Source organism: Pseudomonas sp. CLCA07 (assembly GCF_053615335.1).
Genome location: NZ_CM132131.1, coordinates 4,755,633 through 4,774,927, shown reverse-complemented (window position 1 = coordinate 4,774,927; position 19,295 = coordinate 4,755,633). Strand labels below are relative to the sequence as shown.

At 59.1% G+C, this 19,295-nt stretch carries 18 protein-coding genes; 9 read left to right on the top strand and 9 right to left on the bottom strand.

All coding sequences use genetic code 11. The features are described 5' to 3' along the window. Nucleotides 1–75 precede the first annotated feature (75 nt). Nucleotides 76–2,310 (bottom strand): DNA internalization-related competence protein ComEC/Rec2, encoded by a 2,235-nt coding sequence (locus ACWGZX_RS21960; RefSeq protein ID WP_452625408.1) that lies wholly within the window; start codon nucleotides 2,308–2,310, stop codon nucleotides 76–78. Nucleotides 2,311–2,445: 135 nt separating this feature from the next. On the opposite strand from ACWGZX_RS21960, the gene ACWGZX_RS21955 reads away from it, so the two are divergent. After that, complete coding sequence (locus tag ACWGZX_RS21955; protein WP_452625407.1) at nucleotides 2,446–2,961, top strand: DUF2062 domain-containing protein; 516 nt, start codon at nucleotides 2,446–2,448, stop codon at nucleotides 2,959–2,961. A 157-nt stretch (nucleotides 2,962–3,118) separates the two neighbouring features. On the opposite strand, the gene ACWGZX_RS21950 is transcribed toward ACWGZX_RS21955, so the two are convergent. The 4 genes from ACWGZX_RS21950 to ACWGZX_RS21935 all read right to left on the bottom strand — a co-directional run bounded on the left by ACWGZX_RS21950 (nucleotide 3,119) and on the right by ACWGZX_RS21935 (nucleotide 6,285). Then, complete coding sequence (locus ACWGZX_RS21950; RefSeq protein WP_223516886.1) at nucleotides 3,119–3,898, bottom strand: ABC transporter permease; 780 nt, start codon at nucleotides 3,896–3,898, stop codon at nucleotides 3,119–3,121. Next, nucleotides 3,895–4,827 (bottom strand): ABC transporter ATP-binding protein, encoded by a 933-nt coding sequence (locus ACWGZX_RS21945; RefSeq protein WP_452625406.1) that lies wholly within the window; start codon nucleotides 4,825–4,827, stop codon nucleotides 3,895–3,897. Before ACWGZX_RS21945 ends, ACWGZX_RS21950 begins: the two co-directional genes overlap by 4 nt. Before the next feature lie 131 nt (nucleotides 4,828–4,958). Beyond that, nucleotides 4,959–5,582 (bottom strand): glutathione S-transferase family protein, encoded by a 624-nt coding sequence (locus tag ACWGZX_RS21940; RefSeq protein ID WP_452625405.1) that lies wholly within the window; start codon nucleotides 5,580–5,582, stop codon nucleotides 4,959–4,961. Nucleotides 5,583–5,625: 43 nt separating this feature from the next. After that, nucleotides 5,626–6,285 carry a transglutaminase-like domain-containing protein gene (locus ACWGZX_RS21935; RefSeq protein WP_452625404.1) on the bottom strand — a complete coding sequence of 220 codons (660 nt, stop codon included), beginning with the start codon at nucleotides 6,283–6,285 and terminating at the stop codon, nucleotides 5,626–5,628. Between the two features lie 248 nt (nucleotides 6,286–6,533). On the opposite strand from ACWGZX_RS21935, the gene ACWGZX_RS21930 reads away from it, so the two are divergent. After that, nucleotides 6,534–8,981 (top strand): acyl-CoA dehydrogenase, encoded by a 2,448-nt coding sequence (locus tag ACWGZX_RS21930; RefSeq protein WP_452625403.1) that lies wholly within the window; start codon nucleotides 6,534–6,536, stop codon nucleotides 8,979–8,981. A gap of 83 nt (nucleotides 8,982–9,064) precedes the next feature. Beyond that, on the top strand, nucleotides 9,065–9,472 hold the full coding sequence (locus ACWGZX_RS21925) for a PA2817 family protein (protein WP_007905217.1): 408 nt from the start codon (nucleotides 9,065–9,067) through the stop codon (nucleotides 9,470–9,472). A gap of 57 nt (nucleotides 9,473–9,529) precedes the next feature. Here ACWGZX_RS21925 and ACWGZX_RS21920 read toward each other — a convergent pair whose 3' ends face one another. Then, complete coding sequence (locus tag ACWGZX_RS21920; protein ID WP_452625402.1) at nucleotides 9,530–10,528, bottom strand: LysR substrate-binding domain-containing protein; 999 nt, start codon at nucleotides 10,526–10,528, stop codon at nucleotides 9,530–9,532. Nucleotides 10,529–10,618: 90 nt separating this feature from the next. Between ACWGZX_RS21920 and ACWGZX_RS21915 the strand changes: the two genes are divergently transcribed. From ACWGZX_RS21915 to ACWGZX_RS21890, 6 genes are all read left to right on the top strand, one after another. Then, the gene (locus ACWGZX_RS21915) at nucleotides 10,619–11,245 is read left to right on the top strand and encodes an alanyl-tRNA editing protein (protein ID WP_452625401.1); all 627 of its coding nucleotides are present in this window, start codon (nucleotides 10,619–10,621) and stop codon (nucleotides 11,243–11,245) included. 92 nt (nucleotides 11,246–11,337) lie between these two features. Then, on the top strand, nucleotides 11,338–12,108 hold the full coding sequence (locus tag ACWGZX_RS21910; RefSeq protein ID WP_223516873.1) for a 2OG-Fe(II) oxygenase: 771 nt from the start codon (nucleotides 11,338–11,340) through the stop codon (nucleotides 12,106–12,108). Nucleotide 12,109: 1 nt separating this feature from the next. Then, entirely contained in the window at nucleotides 12,110–12,748 is a 639-nt protein-coding gene (locus tag ACWGZX_RS21905; protein WP_452625400.1) for a LysE family translocator, read from the top strand. Nucleotides 12,749–13,329: 581 nt separating this feature from the next. Continuing rightward, the gene (locus ACWGZX_RS21900) at nucleotides 13,330–14,553 is read left to right on the top strand and encodes a type II and III secretion system protein family protein (protein ID WP_452625399.1); all 1,224 of its coding nucleotides are present in this window, start codon (nucleotides 13,330–13,332) and stop codon (nucleotides 14,551–14,553) included. A 119-nt stretch (nucleotides 14,554–14,672) separates the two neighbouring features. Next, complete coding sequence (locus ACWGZX_RS21895) at nucleotides 14,673–15,386, top strand: tetratricopeptide repeat protein (RefSeq protein WP_452625398.1); 714 nt, start codon at nucleotides 14,673–14,675, stop codon at nucleotides 15,384–15,386. Nucleotides 15,387–15,404: 18 nt separating this feature from the next. Next, a complete protein-coding gene (locus tag ACWGZX_RS21890; protein ID WP_452625397.1) occupies nucleotides 15,405–15,674 on the top strand; it encodes a DUF3613 domain-containing protein in 270 nt (89 codons plus the stop codon). Nucleotides 15,675–15,873: 199 nt separating this feature from the next. Here the strand turns inward: ACWGZX_RS21890 and ACWGZX_RS21885 are convergent, their stop codons facing one another. From ACWGZX_RS21885 to ACWGZX_RS21875, 3 genes are read right to left on the bottom strand one after another with little or no spacing between them, the layout of a single operon-like run. After that, on the bottom strand, nucleotides 15,874–16,839 hold the full coding sequence (locus ACWGZX_RS21885; protein WP_452625396.1) for a type II secretion system F family protein: 966 nt from the start codon (nucleotides 16,837–16,839) through the stop codon (nucleotides 15,874–15,876). 29 nt (nucleotides 16,840–16,868) lie between these two features. Then, on the bottom strand, nucleotides 16,869–17,855 hold the full coding sequence (locus ACWGZX_RS21880; RefSeq protein WP_452625395.1) for a type II secretion system F family protein: 987 nt from the start codon (nucleotides 17,853–17,855) through the stop codon (nucleotides 16,869–16,871). Continuing rightward, the gene (locus ACWGZX_RS21875; protein ID WP_452625394.1) at nucleotides 17,852–19,294 is read right to left on the bottom strand and encodes a CpaF family protein; all 1,443 of its coding nucleotides are present in this window, start codon (nucleotides 19,292–19,294) and stop codon (nucleotides 17,852–17,854) included. The genes ACWGZX_RS21880 and ACWGZX_RS21875 overlap by 4 nt, the downstream gene beginning before the upstream one ends. Nucleotide 19,295 lies beyond the last annotated feature (1 nt).

Sequence of the window (19,295 nt, the reverse complement as noted above, 5' to 3'; positions counted from 1 at the left end):
GCGCCACTCTAACATAGGGGGTGAGCGCACCGAAGACCGTGATGTCGCTTCCGGTCGGGCTTTAATAACTCCCGGCTATTTATTGATAGATGGCGGAGCGCGCCAGAAACGCCGATCCAGACGCATTGTCCACGGTGGCTTGAAATGCCCCAGTTGCAGACGAATGGCTCCGTGCTCGGCGCTGTCGTAAATCGCCATGCCGCGTTTCTGATAGCGCGCCACGACCGTGGGGTGCGGATGGCCAAAAGAATTGCCCTGCCCACGGGAAATCAACACCGCCTTGGGTTGCAACATGCTCAACAGGGCCATCGACGAGGAACTGCGGCTGCCGTGATGCGGTGACTGCAACCAATCGGTGGCCACCGCCAGAGGCCCCTCAAGCAAGGCCCGTTCGGCAGCGATGTCGATATCGCCGGTCAGCAACAGACGCTCGCCGCTGGCCTCAACTTGCAAGACGCAGGACTTCTGATTGCTGTCATGGGCTGACGTCCATTGCCACAGTTGGAAATTCACACCGTCCCAGTTCCATTGCCGGCCACTTTCACACCCTTGGGCTTGCAGCTCGACAGGCAAACCCTCGGGATCGCCACTGAGTACCCGCTTGACAGGCAAACCATTGGCCACTGCTCGCGCACCGCCGGCGTGATCGGCATCGGCGTGGCTGATCAGCATCAGGTCGAGCGCCTTTACCCCGAGTTTGCGTAATGACGGCAGCACCACCCGTTCACCGAGGTCGAGATCGCCGAAACGCGGTCCGGCGTCATACAACAGCGTGTGATGGCGGGTACGCACAAGGATAGCCAACCCTTGGCCGACATCCAGTTGCCAGACATCGGCCATGCCTTCAGGCAACAACGGCCGAGGCGGAAAAACCAGCAACAGCAACAACGGCCACCCCAATGGGCGCAACGGCACACCGCGCGGCAGCAAGAGTAGAAAGGCCCCCAAAGTACCGAGTCCCCAACACCACAACGGCACCGCCGCCGGCACCCATGCGGGCAATTGCCCGGCCATCAAAGTCAGCGCCTTGAACAGCCCGTCAATCAAACCGCCTGCCAGCCACAGCAACCCTTCGCCCGCATAAGGCACAGGCAACAACAATGTCCCGAGCAAGGCAGGTGGCAACACCACCAGACTGATCCAGGGCACCGCCAGCAAATTGGCCACCGGGCCGCTGATACTAATCGGCAGGCCGAGCACCAGCAGCAATGGGCACAGACCGATAGCGATCAGCCATTGAGCCCGGGTCCAGGTTTGCCACCATCGCCAAGGCCCCAATCGCCCGCCAAAGGTAAAGATCAACACTGCCACGGCGGCGAAGGACAACCAGAAGCCCGGTTGCAGACTGGCCAACGGATCCAGCAGCAAAACGCCATTGAGCGCCAGTAGCAGCGGCCGCCATGCCCCGAGATGACGAAAGCGCAACCGCCACAACAGCACCAGACCGATCATCACGCAAGCGCGTTGCACTGGAACATCGAAGCCGGCCAACAGCCCGTAAGCCAGCGCTGCCAGGAACGCCAGCCCGCATGCCCAGGGCAGCCAGGGCAAACGTCCTGGCCACAGGCCAAAACGTGCCAGCCCGGCGATCAGCAGATAGACCAACCCCGCCAACAATCCGATGTGCTGCCCGGAAATCACCAGCAGATGCACGGTGCCAGTGTCTTGCAGCACTTGCCACTCCTCGCGACTCAGCCCGGCGCCATCTCCGAGTACCAGCGCCGTCAACGCTGCGGTTCGGCCCTGGGCATCGACCGCTTGTAAACGCTGACGGATGCCGTCGCGCCAAGCCCCTCGGGCTTCGTTGAGTCGCTCACCCGCCTTGACCGTGCCGGTCGCGCCGATGTGTTGCGCCAGCAACCAGGCGTCGTAATCGAAGGCATGCGGATTGAGCAGCCCGGAGGGTCGCTTCAATTTGACCGCCAGTCGCCATCGCTCGCCACTGTTGACGGACGGCCCGTCGTACCAGGCCAGCCGAAGTTTCGCGGGCAGCTTCGTTCGGCGTGATTGGCTGTCCGTCAGTTCGAATCGCACCACGCCGTCGGCATTCTGCGGCAACCCCGTCACCAGTCCTTCTATCCAGCGGGTTTCGCCATCCAGCTTCAGTGGCAGGCGGTCATCCAGCGCCCACTGTGCATTCGCGCACGCCCAGCTGAAGCCGAACAGGAAAAACGCCAACGGATACGTCCGAAACGGCAACAACATCAAACCCACTGGCGGCAGTAACATCCATAACCCGACCGGCGGTAAAACCGGCAAAAAACGCAGGGTCAACAGACCCAACGCCAGCGCCAACATCCCTGTGCGCATACACTCATCCTGGAGAGTTCCCACCTAGGCTTAGCCGGCTAGTTGCACAGACGCCGTTAATAATTGTCACAAAGTCTGAATGGGTGGTTCGCAGAATCCAGACATACTTGCCGCCTTAACCGACCGAGAAGCCTTATGCCCCGGCGCTTGTTCAAACGCTACATGCCAGACCCGACCAGCATCAAGGAACACAAATCCTTACGCTTTCTCGGCAGCTTGCTGCATGACCCCAACCTCTGGCATCTCAACCGCCACTCTGTGGCCCGGGCGATGGCAGTCGGTCTGTTCGCGGCGTTTTTGCCGATCCCGATGCAAATGCTGTTGGCCGCCGTGCTTTCCATCCTGGTGCGGGGCAATATGCCGATTGCGGTGAGTCTGGTCTGGCTGACCAACCCGATCACCATGCCTGCCGTGTTTTTCTGCACGTACCAGACCGGTGCCTGGCTGTTGGATGTGCCCACCCGCCAGTTGCCGGACTCATTGTCCTGGGAATGGGTCAGCGGCGAGTTGTCTACGTTATGGCAGCCGTTTTTGCTGGGCTCGGTGGTGACTGGGCTGGTGTTGGGTGCTCTCGCCTACTTCCTGACCATGATGTATTGGCGCTGGTGGGTGGCGCGGCAGTGGAAGCGGCGCAAGAAAAATAGGATGTAGGAATGCAAAACGGCCTCCATTGTGGGAGGCCGTTTTTTTATGCGGTGTTTGTGCTGGCCCCTTCGCGAGCAGGCTCGCTCCCACACTGGATCTTCGGTGCAACATAGATCCGGTGTGGGAGCGAGCCTGCTCGCGAAGGGAGCGACGCGATCTTGAATCAGGTACGCATCCCGCGCCCACTGACCAGCAACCGTGCGCAACCGATGTACAACACGATGGTCGCCACCAGCATAAAGGTGATCGCGATGCTGATCTTGATGTCCGAAACGCCGAGGATGCCGTAACGGAAAGCGTTCACCATGTGCAGCACCGGGTTCGCCAGGGACACGGTCTGCCAGAACGGCGGCAACAGGGAAATCGAGTAAAACACCCCGCCCAGATAGGTCAGCGGTGTCAGCACGAACGTCGGGATGATCGAGATGTCATCGAAATTGCGGGCAAACACAGCGTTGATGAAGCCCAGCAGCGAGAAGATCGTCGCCGTCAGCACCACCACCAGAATGGTCACGCCCAGGTGATGCACCTGCAAATCTGTAAAGAACAGCGACAGCAACGTCACAATGATCCCGACCATCAGCCCGCGCAGCACGCCGCCCAAGGTGTAGCCGATCAGAATCGTATGCGGCGAGACCGGCGACACCATCAATTCCTCGATGGAACGCTGGAACTTGCTGCCGAAGAAACTCGACACCACGTTACCGTAGGAGTTGGTGATCACCGACATCATGATCAGCCCCGGCACGATGTACTCCATGTAAGTGAAGCCACCCATATCACCGATCTGGCGACCGATCAGATTGCCGAAGATCACGAAGTACAGAACCATGGTGATGGCCGGCGGCAGCAGCGTCTGCGGCCAGATCCGGGTAAAACGCCGGACCTCACGGTAAACGATGGTATTGAGGGCAACGAGGTTGGGTTGCAGCTCCGAACTCATACCGCCACCTTCGACAGATTTTTCTCCACCAGAGACACGAACAACTCCTCGAGACGATTGGTTTTGTTACGCAGGCTCAGTACCTCAATGTTTTGCTGCGCCAACTGAGTGAACAGCGCGGTGATGCCCATGGCTTTGTCGACCTGGACTTCCACGGTGTGGCTGTCGAGCAGCCTGGTCGGGTAGCCGAGCAACTGCGGCGCACTGTTCAATGTGTTCTTGACGTCGAGCAGGAACGTTTCCACATGCAGTTGGCTGAGCAACTGTTTCATGCTGGTGTTCTCGACGATGATGCCGTGGTCAATGATGCCGATGTTGCGACACAACTGCTCAGCCTCTTCCAGATAGTGCGTGGTGAGGATGATGGTGATGCCTTTCTGGTTCAGCTCGGTGAGGAAGGTCCACATCGAGCGACGCAGTTCGATATCCACACCTGCCGTCGGTTCATCGAGGATCAGCAGACGCGGTTCATGAACCAGCGCACGAGCGATCATCAGTCGTCGCTTCATACCGCCAGACAGCGAGCGTGAAGGCGTGTCACGTTTGTCCCACAGCCCGAGCTGGGTCAGGTATTGCTCGGCGCGTTCCTTGGCGACTTTCGCCGGAATGCCGTAGTAACCGGCCTGGGTCACGACGATATCGAAGGTCTTTTCGAACTGGTTGAAGTTAAATTCCTGGGGTACCACGCCGATGGAGCGCTTGAGTTGCGCAGGATTTTTGTCGAGGTCGTGACCGAAGATATTCACCGTTCCGCTGGTCTTGTTCACCAGGGTCGAGAGAATGCCGATGGTCGTGGATTTGCCGGCGCCGTTAGGGCCGAGCAAGGCGAAGAAGTCACCTTCGGCGACATCCAGATCGATACCACTCAGGGCCTGGAAACCGTTGCCGTAGGTTTTGGTTAGCTGCCGGATGGACAGAGCGGAACTCATATCGGATTACGCACCAAGAGGGAAGAAAGGAATAAAAGACGGCCGGCGGCGACAGGTACAACCGCGGCGCGTGAGCGCAATGGTGCTTGTCGCCGCCACACAAGTACAGTCAAGTGTGTCGATAGTGAGTATTAAGTCAACGCAGTCATAACGGCTTTTTGATACGCCGGACGCTGTTTCAACCGGGCGTACCAGGCTTCAAGGTGCGGCAGTGATACGCGCTCGATCGGCATCTCGAACCAGGCATAAATAAAACTACCGAGCGGGATGTCGCCCATGCCGATTTCGTCGCCGGACAGGTACGGTTGGGCGGCCAGTGCCTGATTGGCCAGTGACAGCAGATCTTCGCACTCCTTGATAGCGGCGTTGATGGCCGACCAATCCTGCTTGTCTGCCGGGGTGCGCAACACGCCCCAAAATACGGTGCGCAATGGACCGGCGAAACTTGAGGTCGTCCAGTCCATCCACTTGTCGGCCGTGGCGCGAGCTTTTATATCCGCCGGATACCAAGCGCTGCCGTTGGCATGAAGGGCCATCAGGTAACGCACGATGGCATTGGATTCCCACAACACAAAACCGTCGTCTTCGATCATCGGCACGCGGCCATTGGGGTTCATCGCCCGATACTGCGGCGTATCGACGACACCAAAGGCACCGCCCGCATCGATGGCCTCGTAGGCCAGCCCCAGCTCTTCGGCGGCCCACAACGGTTTCCTGACATTCGACGAGTTTTTCCGACCCCAGATCTTCAGCATGACCGCCTCTTTTTCGACAAGTGGGCAGGCAGCATACGCCGGATCAGGCGCGACTCAAATCGCTCTGCATATCACCCAGCAGTGTCGGCAACTCGTCGCTGAACAGGTGCGGATAGCACTTTTTCAGGTGCTCGAAAAAGAATGCTTCCGGTACATCGGTGAACTGGCCGTGATCGATCAGGTACTCCATCAACTGCTCGCCATCGCGATTGAACGGATGGAAAACACTGTCGTTGATGCCGTCGAACTCCAGCGGCGCGACATTGAACAGCTCACAGAGTTTCTGGTTGAACGCCGGTGTCGCCTTGACCCAGCGGTCGTTCAGATACAGCTCTGTATAGCCGTGCATTGCGAACACATCGCTCTTGAGCAATTCGAGCAAGCGTGGCGTCGACAGGTGATTGCGCACATCGGCCAGACCGATCCGCGCCGGGATCGCGCAATGTCGCGCAGCGCCGGCCAGCAACGTGGCTTTGGGCACGCAATAGCTTTCCCCGGTTGTCAGCGCATAACTGCCGCGCAGGGTCTCTGGATCGCGGCTGAACGTGTAGGGGTTGTAGCGCACGGCCTCGCGCACCGCGTAATACAGGTGGATCGCCTGCTCGACCGGGTCTCGACGGCTGCCGCGATGTTGTTCGGCGAACTCCACCACCGAGGGATGGTCACTATCGATGAAGCGACCGGGACTCAAGTACTCGTGCATGAGAATAATCTCCTGGGGAAGCCCCGAGTCTAACGACAGGTTCAGCACAGAGATAACGACGTTTCGGCCAAACATGAGCGCATTGCCGCGCAGGAAACGAACCATTTCCCGAGCATGTTGCCAACCGAGCCTACAAATCTCACCCAAGGTTTCCCACGATTTCAATCACATCGCTCTGACCACCCTCTTTGGCGGATGCCGTCTAAGCTCTGAAGGTTGGTTTTACCCTGGTTCACGGAGGATTAAATATGCTGCTGTTGTGGATACTGGTTCTGGTTGTCGGGATAGCATGGTTAGCCCATCGTCGCATCGCTCCCCTGCCCGCTCTCTGCATCGTTGCCGTTTACGTGGTGGCAATGGGGGCTTTCAGTCGCGCGCCCGGTTGGCTGCTGCTGTTGTACTGGGTGTTGATCGCAGCCGTTGCGGCACCATTGTTGCTGCCCGACCTGCGTCGCAAGTTCTTCAGCGCGCCGCTGTTCAACTGGTTCCAGAAAACCCTGCCGCCGATGTCGCAAACCGAACGCGACGCCATTGATGCCGGCACCGTGTGGTGGGACGGCGAACTGTTCAGCGGTCGCCCCGACTGGGACAAGCTACTGTCCTACCCAAAAGCCCAACTGAGCGAAGAGGAACAGGCCTTCATCGATGGCCCGACCGAAGAGCTATGCGCCATGGTCACCGACTGGCAAATCGGGCAAGACATGGACCTGCCCGCTGAAGCCTGGTCGCACATCAAGGAGAACGGCTTCTTCGCGCTAATCATTCCCAAAGAATTTGGCGGCAAAGGCTTCTCTGCCTATGCGCATTCACAGGTCGCCATGAAGCTGGCGACCCGCAGCGGCGACCTTGCTTCCACCGTGATGGTCCCCAACTCCCTCGGCCCCGCCGAACTATTGCTGCATTACGGCACCGACGAACAACGCAACCATTACCTGCCACGCCTGGCCCGAGGCGACGACATTCCCTGTTTCGCGTTGACCGGCCCGCTGGCCGGTTCCGACGCTGGGGCAATGCCCGACACCGGGGTCATCTGCAAAGGTGAATGGGAAGGCAAGGAAACCCTCGGCCTGCGCCTGAACTGGGAAAAGCGTTACATCACCCTCGGCCCGGTGGCGACCCTGCTCGGCCTCGCCTTCAAGGCCTATGACCCGGACCATTTGCTGGGTGATGAAGAAGACCTGGGCATCAGCCTGGCCCTGATCCCAACGGACACCGCAGGCGTGGAAATCGGTCGTCGCCACTTGCCTCTGGGTGCCGCGTTCATGAACGGCCCGAACTCCGGCAAGGACGTGTTCGTGCCGCTCGACTTCCTCATCGGCGGTCAGGAAATGCTCGGCAAAGGCTGGATGATGCTGATGAATTGCCTGTCGGTCGGGCGGTCGATTTCGTTGCCAGCCGTCGGCACCGGAGCGGCCAAATTCACCAGTCTGGTGACCGGTCAGTACGCTCAGGTTCGCGAACAATTCAACGTGCCACTGTCGGCGTTCGAAGGGATTCAGGAGGCCATGGCGCGCATCGGAGGCAACGCCTGGATGATGGACGCGGCGCGCATGTTGACCGCCAACGCAGTGGATCTGGGCGAGAAACCGTCGGTGCTGTCGGCGATTCTCAAGTACCACCTCACCGAACGCGGCCGCGAGTGCATCAGCCATGCGATGGATGTTCACGGCGGTAAAGCCATCATCATGGGGCCGAACAACTACCTTGGCCGCGGCTGGAATGGCGCGCCGATTTTCATCACCGTGGAAGGCGCGAACATTCTCTCGCGCAACCTGATGATCTTCGGCCAGGGGGCGATTCGTTGCCATCCGTTCGTGCTCAAGGAAATGGCCCTAGCTGGCCGCGAAGACAAGGACCAGGCGCTCACCGAGTTCGATGGTCTGCTGCTCAAGCACATCGGTTTTGCCGTGAGCAACGCCGCCAGCACACTGGTGTTGAACCTGGGTTTAGGGCACTTCGAACACACGCCGGGCAACAAGCTCAGCCAGGGTTACTTCCGGGCGCTCAACCGTCAGGCCGCGGCGTTCGCCTTGCTGGCGGACCTGAGCATGATGCTGCTGGGCGGTGAACTGAAACGTCGCGAACGCCTGTCGGCACGCCTGGGGGATGTGCTCAGCAACCTGTACCTCGCCTCTGCCGCCCTCAAGCGCTACCACGACCTCGATTCACCGGAGCACATGACGCCGCTGTTTACCTGGGCCATGGAGGAAAGTCTTGGCCAGTCGGAACGCGCGCTGGATGAACTGCTGACCAATTTCCCGAACAAGGTGCTGGGCTGCCTGTTGCGGATGATCGTGTTCCCGTTCGGCCGTCGACACAAAGGGCCATCGGACGCACTTGGCGCCGAAGTGGCCGCCGTGATTGGCCGCGCCAAGGGCGACCCGACGCTCGAAGAGTTGCTGGGCGGTTGCTATCGACCGCAATCGGCCGATGACGCCGTCGGGGCTTTGCAACACGCCTGCAATTTGCTCAATGCAGCGCAACCCCTGCAGAAAAAACTGCACATGGCGCTCAGAAGTGGCCAGCTCGAGCCGGCAGCCGGGGAGAACATCATCGATGCAGCGCTGGAGGCCGGCGTATTGCAGGCAGGGGAAGCGCAGACCCTGCGTGCCGCCGAAGCGGCGCGGCGCAAGGTGATTGATGTCGATGATTTCGATAAAGAAGAGTTGGCGCTGGCGCAAGGAAAGGTCCGCTGATCCAGCCATACCTGTACGCCAATGCAAAATGGGCGCGGGCGCTTTATACTCCCGCGCCCGTTTTGCTCTTGAGGACTTATCTCGTGTCCAACGTCGTTGCCGACCATCTCGTCTTGCTTGACCACTTGCGCAGCATCCTGGTCGCCGTGGGTGAGGCCGAACAGGTTCCTGAAGAAAGCCATGCCTTGTTCCTGGAGCGCTTCGACGAACTGCGTGCGTTGCTGCCGGTCGATCCGATCGAAAGCCAATACCTGGGTCAGGACATTCTCTGCCAGGTGATCACCCGCTACCCGCAAATTGCCCACCTGGTCCCGCGCGACCTGCTGTGGTACTTCGCCGGTGACTGCCTGCATTACATGCCCGATGATGAAATCGATCTGTATCAGGCGCTGGAAGAACGTCGCTTCGAAGCTGAACAGAACGACGAACCGTTTGACTGGAACCAGGAAAAACAACTGCTGGCGATGTCGAATCAGGACAGCAAGCACTGATTGCGGCTCAGCAATGAAAAAGGCCCGCATGGTTGAACATGCGGGCCTTTTTTGTGCTCAAAACAAGCCGTCGCTCTCCGGCAGTTCATACTCCGATGAGGACCAAACCGGACCATTCGACTTGCCTGGCTTGCCCAACGTCGGCTCCTTCTCCAGACACGCCACCAGGTAATCAATCAACACTCGTAGCTTGGGAGGCAGGTACCGGGTTGGCGAATGCAGCAACCAGGCACCTCCGTGGTAGGACGCCAGAAAGGTCCAGTCCGGCAGCACCTGCACCATCAGGCCTTTCTCCAAGGCATGGCGCGCAGTGAAATAGGGCAAGCTGCCAATGCCGATGTGCTGCAACACCGCGCCATAACGTACGCCGGTGTGATTGGCAGCATATCGCCCTCGCACACCGACAGTCACCGATTTGCTGCCCTTCTTGAATTTCCAGCGCGCATCGCTCGGGGTTTCGCCCAGGTAAATGCAGCTGTGATTGAGCAAGTCATGGGGGTGCGTCGGCGTACCGTGTTCGGCCAGATACTGCGGTGTCGCGCAGAGCAAATGGTCGATGGTGAGCAACTGCCGTCCCACCAGCCCCGCAGGCGGCCGGTCGGTGATGCGAATCGCCAGGTCGACGTTGTCGTCGATCAAATCGACCTGACGATCCTCAAGCAACAGCTCCAGGTCCACTTTGGGATAACGGCGCAAAAACTCCGGCATATGCGGGTGAATCACGATCCGGCCTACCGCTTTCGGGACGCTGATACGTACCAGCCCCTCGGGTTCGTCAGTGAACTGCCCACTGATTTCCATCACTGACTGGGCGGCATTGACCATTTCCTGGCAGCGTTTGAATACCTCTTCGCCCCCGTCGCTCAGCCGCAATTTACGCGTGGTTCGTTGCAGCAGACGCGTGGCCAGCGCCTTCTCCAGACGCGAAATGCTACGACTGACCGCCGAAGGAGAAGTGCCCAGTTGACGGGCCGCTTCAGAAAAGCTGCCGGTCTCGACCACCTTGACGAAAATCGCCATTTCACCGAGCAGCAGTAGTGGAAGATTTATGCTCACAGCGCAACAGTCCTTTGATGATTGAACGGATTATCACGCAATTCCACGCTTCATATAATAAAAATAGAAACTTTAATAAGGGCATGGAATATGACGCTTCGCCTCTTTTTCCATAGTGATGACCTCAAGGCTAATGTGGAAGTCCTGGATTGCACGCCCTACGAGAACGAATATGCGGTGGTTCTACGCGCCACGCTGTTTCACCCCCAGGGTGGCGGACAACCCTTTGATACAGGCTGGATCGGCGATAGCCAGGTACTGCGCGTCATCCAGGACCCTGACCAGATCATTCATTTCGTCGACCAACCGGTAACACCCGGCATGACCCTGATTCGGGTGGACGGGGAGCGTCGCCAGTTCAATACACGCATGCATTCAGCCGGGCATCTGATCGGCCACTTCGTCCAGGCCAAGGGTTGGATGCCGATCAAGGCGCATCACTGGCCGGGCGAAGGCCGCGTGCAGTTCAAGGCGCTGGAATGCGCACAGGACGTCGATGCCCAAACCATTCAACTCGGCCTCGAACAGTGGGTGACCCAGGATTTTCCGCGCCTGACGTCGTTGCGCGAAGGCGCCCGGGAAATCGGTTTCGGTGAGCTGCCCGCCTACGGCTGCGGCGGCACCCATGTATGGAGCCTGAAGGAATTGGGCACAGTCACGATCGCGCCCCTTTCATTGAAGAAGGGAACGCTGTCAGTCCACTACAACGTGGATTGAGCATTTGGGCGATGCCAGCACCGTCATCGCCTGACGCCGGGGGAGCCTGCGCTCGCGGGTTCTGTTGACTATCTGATAGATGGACCTAAGACATGATGCTTGACGTCGAGCGTCTCGATGAGACGTGCATAAAAAAACTGGTCAATGAAGAAGTCCTCGCCATCCGCGTCAAGGGCTTGCTGCCCCCGCCGCTGGCGATTCAGATTGGCGACAAGATTCTCGCCCCGGGCTTCGAAGGCTATATCAATGCGCCGAGCATCGGCCGCATCGGCATGGCGTTTTATGAAGCGGAAAACCAGCCGCTACTGATCGAGGACTACTTCGAACGCGCCACGCGCAACATTGCGGAGTTGCGTAACCGTTGCGCTCCCTATTCGTCCCCGGTCGACACCCTGCGCTGCATGCTCGACGAATCCTGGCCGGCGGGTGCGCACCTGGAAAACCTCTACGGCCGCAAGATGTACGTCGGGCTGTCGCGGGTGGTGAAACCGGGGGTGTGCTTCCTCGCCCATCACGACATTTTCGCCAAGGACGCCCCGGACAGTTACCAGGCCAGAAGCCTGGAAGCGCAGTTCGCCTGCAACGTTTACCTGAACATGCCGACCGAGGGCGGTGCGCTGCAGGTGTGGGACGACGACATTTCGCCGGATCAGTTCGACGACATGCGCGGCGACAGTTACGGCATCGACCCCGCCCTGCTAGGTCCTCCGACCCTGGAGATACGCCCTGAGCCAGGCGATTTCATCATGTTCAATTCACGCCGCATGCACTCGGTGACTCCGGGCGTGGCGGATCCGCGACTGAGCCTTTCGTTCTTTGTCGGTTACCGCGGCAATGCTTCACCCCTTACCTTCTGGAGTTGAGATGTTTTCAAATTACCTGGGCGAATTTCTGGCGCTGGCGACTATTCACTTTCTGGCCGTGGTCGCACCCGGGCCGGATTTCGCCGTGACCATTCGTCAGAGCGTGCGTTTCGGCCGGTGGGTGGGCATCTGCACGGCGCTGGGTATCGGCGCAGGGATTTCCGTGCACGTGCTGTACACCCTGCTCGGGGTCGGCGCGCTGATGCATACAACGCCTTGGCTGTTGACCGTGGCCAAGGTCGCGGGCGGCGCCTACATTTTGTACCTCGGTGTCAGCCTGTTGCGCAGCAAACCCAAGTCCGCGCTTGAGGGCGATAAAGGCTCGGACGAGCCCCTCGCCGAACAAACGCTGTCGAAGGCATTTATCACCGGGTTTCTGACCAACGCAACCAACCCCAAGGCGACGCTGTTTTTCCTGGCGATTTTCACCACCATCATCAGCGCCACAACGCCACTCAAGGTCCAGGCACTTTATGGGGTCTGGATGTGTTTTGTGAATGCACTGTGGTTTGTCATTGTCGCGCTGTTCTTTTCCAGTGCCCGGGTGCGAGTGCTGTTCATGCGCATGGGCCATTGGTTTGAACGGACAATGGGGGTGATTCTGATCCTGTTTGCCGGGCGCTTGATCCTGTCGATGTAAAACCTGCACAAACGCAAAAGGCCCGCTCAGTCAGACTGACGGGCCTTTTTTTGCATTCAGCACACCCCGTCAATATCAGGCAATCGCACTGCGCTGCGACCTTGCCCGCACCGCTCGCCAGCCAGCCTTTGCACCAATGGTTTTTTTAAAACGATGGCACTTTGGCTTGTTTGAACTACCTTCAAACGATAAGAAGTCATAACGGCTCGAATTTCCACGTTAGCTTCAGTGATCAGATAGCGGATTGGCAAAAGGAGTTACCTCACTATGATCCTGGCAGGCGTTTTGCGGCTCTGTACCTTCATTGCCGATTACTTTCCGGGGGAGCCAGGTCGGCGGACAGTACGGTCCATAGCCGCGAGTGTCGCTCTGTCGGGCAGTCCAGGTCACCGGATCACTAAAAATCGTTTTAGCAAAGGCCGCTCGCTGTCCAGCCAGATCAGCAAATTGCGCCTGTTTGTATGTAGCACGCAAGGAATAACGCCAAGGTCATGGATAAATGGTCTGGCGCATTGGGGGGGACAGTCCGATCCCCGTGAAGTGATCCGTGACAACTCCGTCAGCCTAAAAGGATGTCCTTAATGAGCCTTCGTCCCGTGCCCGCTTTCAAGCGAATTATCCATGGCCTGTTCTGGATGGGCCTCAGCGTGGATGCGGCTCAGGCCGCGCCAGCCAATTGTCCACAGCTGGACAATTGGCCGACAACGTACGAGGTCGGTCAGGGGCTGCAGCATGAACTGCGCAGCCCCGTTCCGATAACACAACTGGCGGTGGGTGACCCGAAAATTGCCGACGTACAACCCAGCGGCAGCAACGCGTTCATACTCACGGGCGTTGCGCCGGGGACTACCAGCCTGATGGTCTGGACCGCCTGTTCGAAAACGCCGCGCCAAAGCATGGTATTCGTCAAGGGTAAAGCCACGTCGGCGCTGACCAGCGTGCCGTCGGTGCCTTCCGAAGACCCGCTGCTGCCGAGCCAGGTGCAGACCGATATCCGCTTCGTAGAAGTCAGCCGGACCAAGCTCAAGGAAGCCTCCGCCTCGATTTTCGGCATCCGGGGCAACTGGCTGTTCGGCTCGCCGAGAACCTTGCCCACCATCGGCGGCATTGTCACGCCGGCGGTGCCGGTGAACAACAACAACTTCAACCTCACTTTTGCTACCGGCAATACCCTGGTGGCGCTCAACGCGCTGGAAGGCAGTGGTTTCGCCTACACCCTGGCGCGGCCAAGCCTGGTAGCGCTCAGCGGGCAGAGTGCGAGCTTCCTGGCCGGCGGTGAAATACCGATTCCGGTGCCCAGTTCAGGCAGCGATAACGTGTTCATCGAGTACAAGGAGTTCGGTATCCGCCTGACTCTGACGCCGACCATCATCGGGAAAAACCGTATCGCGCTGAAGGTGGCGCCGGAAGTCAGTGAACTGGACTTCACCAACGCCGTGAGCATCGCCGGCACGGTAGTCCCGGCCCTGACCGTGCGCCGTACCGATACCAGCATCTCCCTGGCCGACGGCGAAAGCTTCGTCATCAGCGGCCTGATCAGCACCCACAACGACTCCCATGTGAACAAGTTTCCGGGGCTGGGGGATATCCCGGTTCTGGGTGCGTTTTTCCGCGACAACGTCATCAACCGTGAGGAGCGCGAACTGCTGATGATCGTCACCCCGCATCTGGTCCAGCCACTGGCCGCCAATGCACAACTACCGTCATTGCCTGGCGAGCAAATGCGCAATTACGACCCGAACTTCTACCGCATGTTTTTCCTGGAAAATGGCGACTTCGACAGCCTCAGCGGGCTCTCGCAATGAACCGAAGCCTGAACCAGACTTGCCTCGCCCTCACTCGTAACGGTGACTTTGAACGCTGGCCGGGCCAGCTTTATTGCCATTGGCCAGGCGTTCAACGTGTCGTAGCCAGAGGACATTCGATGAAAGCAGTCATTGCAATAGCCGCGACATTAATGCTCGCAGGTTGTGCCAGCAATGGCATGCCTTCGCAACCAGCTAACTGTGCCAAGCCCGGTTCAGATCAAGAACTGGCCCTGAACCTGGCCGACAGCATGGCCGAAGAAGGCCGTTTGTATGCCAGCCTGGCGAATCTGGAAGGATTGCCCGATGACCTGGTCCAGGTTCGCCTGCGCAAGGCTCGGGTGCTGCGCTTGATGGGGCGTAGCGGCGACGCGCAGCCGTTGTACGAAAGCTTGCTCGGCACCTGTCTGGCGGCTGAAGGGGAACATGGCCTGGGCCAGTTGGCCGCCGCCAAAAATGATAACGCCACCGCTGCCACTCACCTTGAACGTGCGGTGAAGATGGCCCCCACCGACGACAGGATGCGAAATGACCTGGGGGTCGTCTACCTCAATCAGCGACGGATCCCTGAAGCACGCTTTGAGTTCATGACCGCCATGGAGCTCAAGCAGGCAAATACACTGGCGGCACTCAATATGGTGACGCTGCTGATCTACCAGGATAACTGGAAGGCGGCTGCTGAACTCGTGACCCGCGCCGACTTGAGCCCCAAGCAAGTCATAGAGGCTCAAACCCGCGCGGAAAAACTCAAGGCCTCCGCCAATAAAGTGGTGGCCTCCGAGGGGAATCGCAGGACTGAGGTAGCCGATACCTCGTCCAGTGCGAACAAGTAGAACGTACGAGGAGTCGAGATGAATACCAAAAGGCTGTTGATCGTGTGCATGGCTTGCCTGTCCACCACTGCCTGGGCAATTGAGCCGGGCCCCTCTTCGCCGTATCAACAAGGCACCGAACAGTGGTTGCAGCTGCAGATTCGCGGTGTGGTTGCCTCCCCTAAACTGCAAACCGCTTCGGCCACCGAACGTGACCTGGCCATGCAGCGCTGGCTGAATAGCTTCAGCTACCCGATTCCGCAGTTTTATGACCAGGATTCAGCAGGACAAATGACCATCGGCAACTGAGGCATATCGATGGGTGATCAGCCTCTGGCGTCGTCCAGAGTGGCCTGGCTAAAAAGCCAGGCTCAATCACGTGTGCAGGAAAATACAGTCCAGATACTACAAGGTGGAGCAGGCGATTGGAGTGAATGCACTCTGCTCGCCTGATCCACCCCGTTCTAATGCAGTACAGCCATCCTGTTCGACAGCAAGCCACCCCTGTTCACTTACCGAATACTCTGAATACCCCGATTATGGCGGGGCCGATAGCGACCAGAAAGAAGCTCGGCCATAGACAGAGAATCAGCGGGAATATGAGCTTGGTACCGACTTTCGCCCCCATCTCTTCGGCGGCCTGCGTACGCCGGTCACGGAACTCATCGGCATAAATGCGCAGGGTGTCGGCCACGCTGGTACCAAAGCGGATACTCTGCGCCAACAGGCTGACCAGACCTTGTACGTCATCCAGGCCAGTGCGTACGGCCAGTTGCTTGAGCGCCTCGGTACTGGAAATGCCCGCGCGGATTTGCGCATTGACCAGGGCCAGTTCTTCAGCCAGTTCGGCCTGACTGACCGACATCTCCTCAGCCACCCGTTCGATGGTCGTGGGCAGGGCCAGCCCCGACTCCACGCACACCACCATCAGATCCAGCGCATCCGGAAATGCGGCACGCAGCCGACCTTGTCGCAACTGCTTGCGCTTGGCGACATACAGCGCTGGCACCAACCATCCGATACAGGCCACCAAGGCCACCAACAGCAGCCCCATGGTCAGGGAAACCTTGGGAATCATCGGCAACAGCAGCAACGCAATACCGATCAATAACAGCGGCAACATCAAGCGCACTGCCCAATACATCTGCACTGCCGAAGAGGAACGGTACCCCGCATGCGTCAACAGGGTCTGGGTGGCGGACGTCTGAGCCGATTCGGCCGAGGCAAAGCGCTGGCCGACCCGCTCCAGTAACAGTTGCAGGTTACCTGGAGCTTCCTGCCCGGTGGTGTTGCCTAAATGACCACGCTTGATCAGCGCCAGACGACGCTGCACCGGATCCTGAAGCCCCTGCATCAGCAAGATCACGGCGACGACCGCAAGCACCGTACTCAAACCGATCGCGCCAAGGAACAACAGGCGCGCCATCTCCTCGTTCCCCGTGACCCGACTGAACAACCCGAGCAAAAAATCCATGACCTGTACCTCCCGGTAGCGAATACCGCTTAAACCTGAATCCGGATGATTTTGCGAATCCAGAAAATCCCGAGCAACATGGCGCAGAACGCCCCGATGATCAGCTTGTGGCCCAGGGGATCATTGATCAGCACAGGCAGGTAACTGGGGCTGGTGACTATGATCGCGATCGCCAGCACGAAGGGAATCGCCACCAGCACCCAGGCCGACATGCGCCCTTCCGCCGACAGGGTTTTGACCTTGCGCTGGAAGCGGAAGCGCCCGCGAATCAGCCGACTCAGACGCTCCAGCACCTCGGTCAGATTCCCGCCGGTCTCGCGATGGATGAGGATCGAGGTCACCAGCATCATCACCGTCATGCTCGGCATCCTCTCAAGCAGGCCGAGCATGGCCCGGCGCACATCATTGCCATAGTTGATATCGGAGAAGGTCAGGCCGAACTCATGAGCGACCGGCCCCTTGTGTTCCTCGGCCACCAGGCGCAGGGTTTCGTTGAAGGGGTGTCCAGCGCGCAGGGCACGGCACATGGCATCCAGCGCATCCGGGAGGCCTTCCTCAAACTCAGCGAAGCGCTTGCCACGGTCGCGAGAGATTTTCAGTATGGGTAACCAGAAAACCGCGAAACCCGCCAGCAGCGCCATCCACCAGACTGACCAAACCATCCAGATCAAGATACCCGCCCAGACACCCAGCACCAGCCCGAGCAGCAATACCCGATAGGCCCGGTATTCGTGCCCGGACTGCTCAATCATTTGCGTCAATGCCTCCATAAAAGGCAGCTGCTCAAGCCTGGCCTCCAATGGCGACAAACGCGTCAGGTACTTCTGTCGCAACACGGTCTGCATGCTGGACTGATTGTTGGCTTTCTCCAGTACATGCAAGCGGCCACGAATGCGCTTGCGCATCTTGCCGGCCTCGCCAAACACCGGCACTGCCACACTCTGAGACAGGAGGAAGACGGCGATAAAAACCATGCCCAGGAACATCAGAATGAATTCACCAGGAATATGGTTCATGACTGCCGTGCCTCCATCCACTCAGGCCTGAACATCGCAAGCGGCAACTCGATACCGCGCTTGGCCAGCACATCGCGGAAGGCAGGGATCATGCCGCTGGGCCGAAAATCACCGAGTACTTCGCCGTTTTCGCCCATGCCGAGGCGCACGAAGGAGAAGATTTCGGTCATGGTGATGATCTCGCCCTCCATGCCGTTGATCTCCTGCACGCTGACCAGGCGGCGCTTGCCGTCCTCCTGGCGTTCCAGCTGGATGACCACTCCGATGGCCGAAGCGATCTGTTGGCGCATGGCCTTGATCGGAAAGGTCGCCCCGGTCATCGACACCATGTTCTCGATTCGCCCCAATGCATCGCGTGCGGTGTTGGCGTGGATCGTGGTCAGCGAACCGTCGTGACCGGTGTTCATCGCTGTCAACATGTCCAGCGCCTCGGCGCCGCGCACTTCGCCAATCACAATGCGGTCCGGCCGCATCCGCAAGCTGTTGCGCACCAACTCCCGCTGGCTCACCTCGCCACGTCCCTCGATATTCGAAGGCCGGGTTTCCAGGCGTACCACGTGGGGCTGTTGCAACTGCAGTTCGGCGGAGTCTTCGATGGTAACGATCCGCTCGTTGTGCGGGATGAAACTGGACAGCACATTGAGCATGGTGGTCTTGCCGCAGCCGGTACCGCCAGAAATCAGCACGTTCAAGCGCCCACGGACAATCGCCTTGAGCAGCAGGGCAATGGCCGGGGTCAACGCCCCCACCTGGATCAGGCTGTCGGTATTGAGCAGGTCCACGGAAAAGCGCCGGATCGACATGCTCGGGCCGTCGATGGCCAGCGGAGGAATAATCGCGTTGACCCGCGAACCGTCCTTGAGCCGCGCATCCACCAACGGCGAAGACTCGTCGATACGCCGACCCAGGCTGGAGACGATGCGGTCAATGATGTTCAGCAAATGCCGATCATCGCGAAAACGCACATCGGTGCGTTGCAGCTTGCCGAAGCGCTCGACATACACTGAGTCATGCCGGTTGACCAAAATGTCGGACACACTGTGATCGGCCAGCAGCGGCTCCAGAGGCCCCAGACCGAGCACCTCGTCGGTGATCTGCTTGATGATCAACTGGCGGCTGGAAGTACTCACCGGTGCCGAGTGTTCATCGAGCAGGCGCTGGCAAATATCGCGAATCTGCCGCGCGGCCTCAGCCTGTTCAAGGGAGTCCAGCAAGGACAGGTCCATGACCTTGAGCAACTGCTGGTAGATCTTTTCTCGCCACTCGGCTTCCACCGGGGTGACCTGACTTCTGGTTTCGTAAAGAACATCCGGCGTTGCACGTTCCCACGCCATTATTTCCTCTGCCGGATACAGCAGGTCGTCACCCGGCTGGCCAGCCGGCGATGAGGCGGGTTTACCGGCCTGTTTGCGCAAGCGGTTACGAAAGTCGTTGATCATG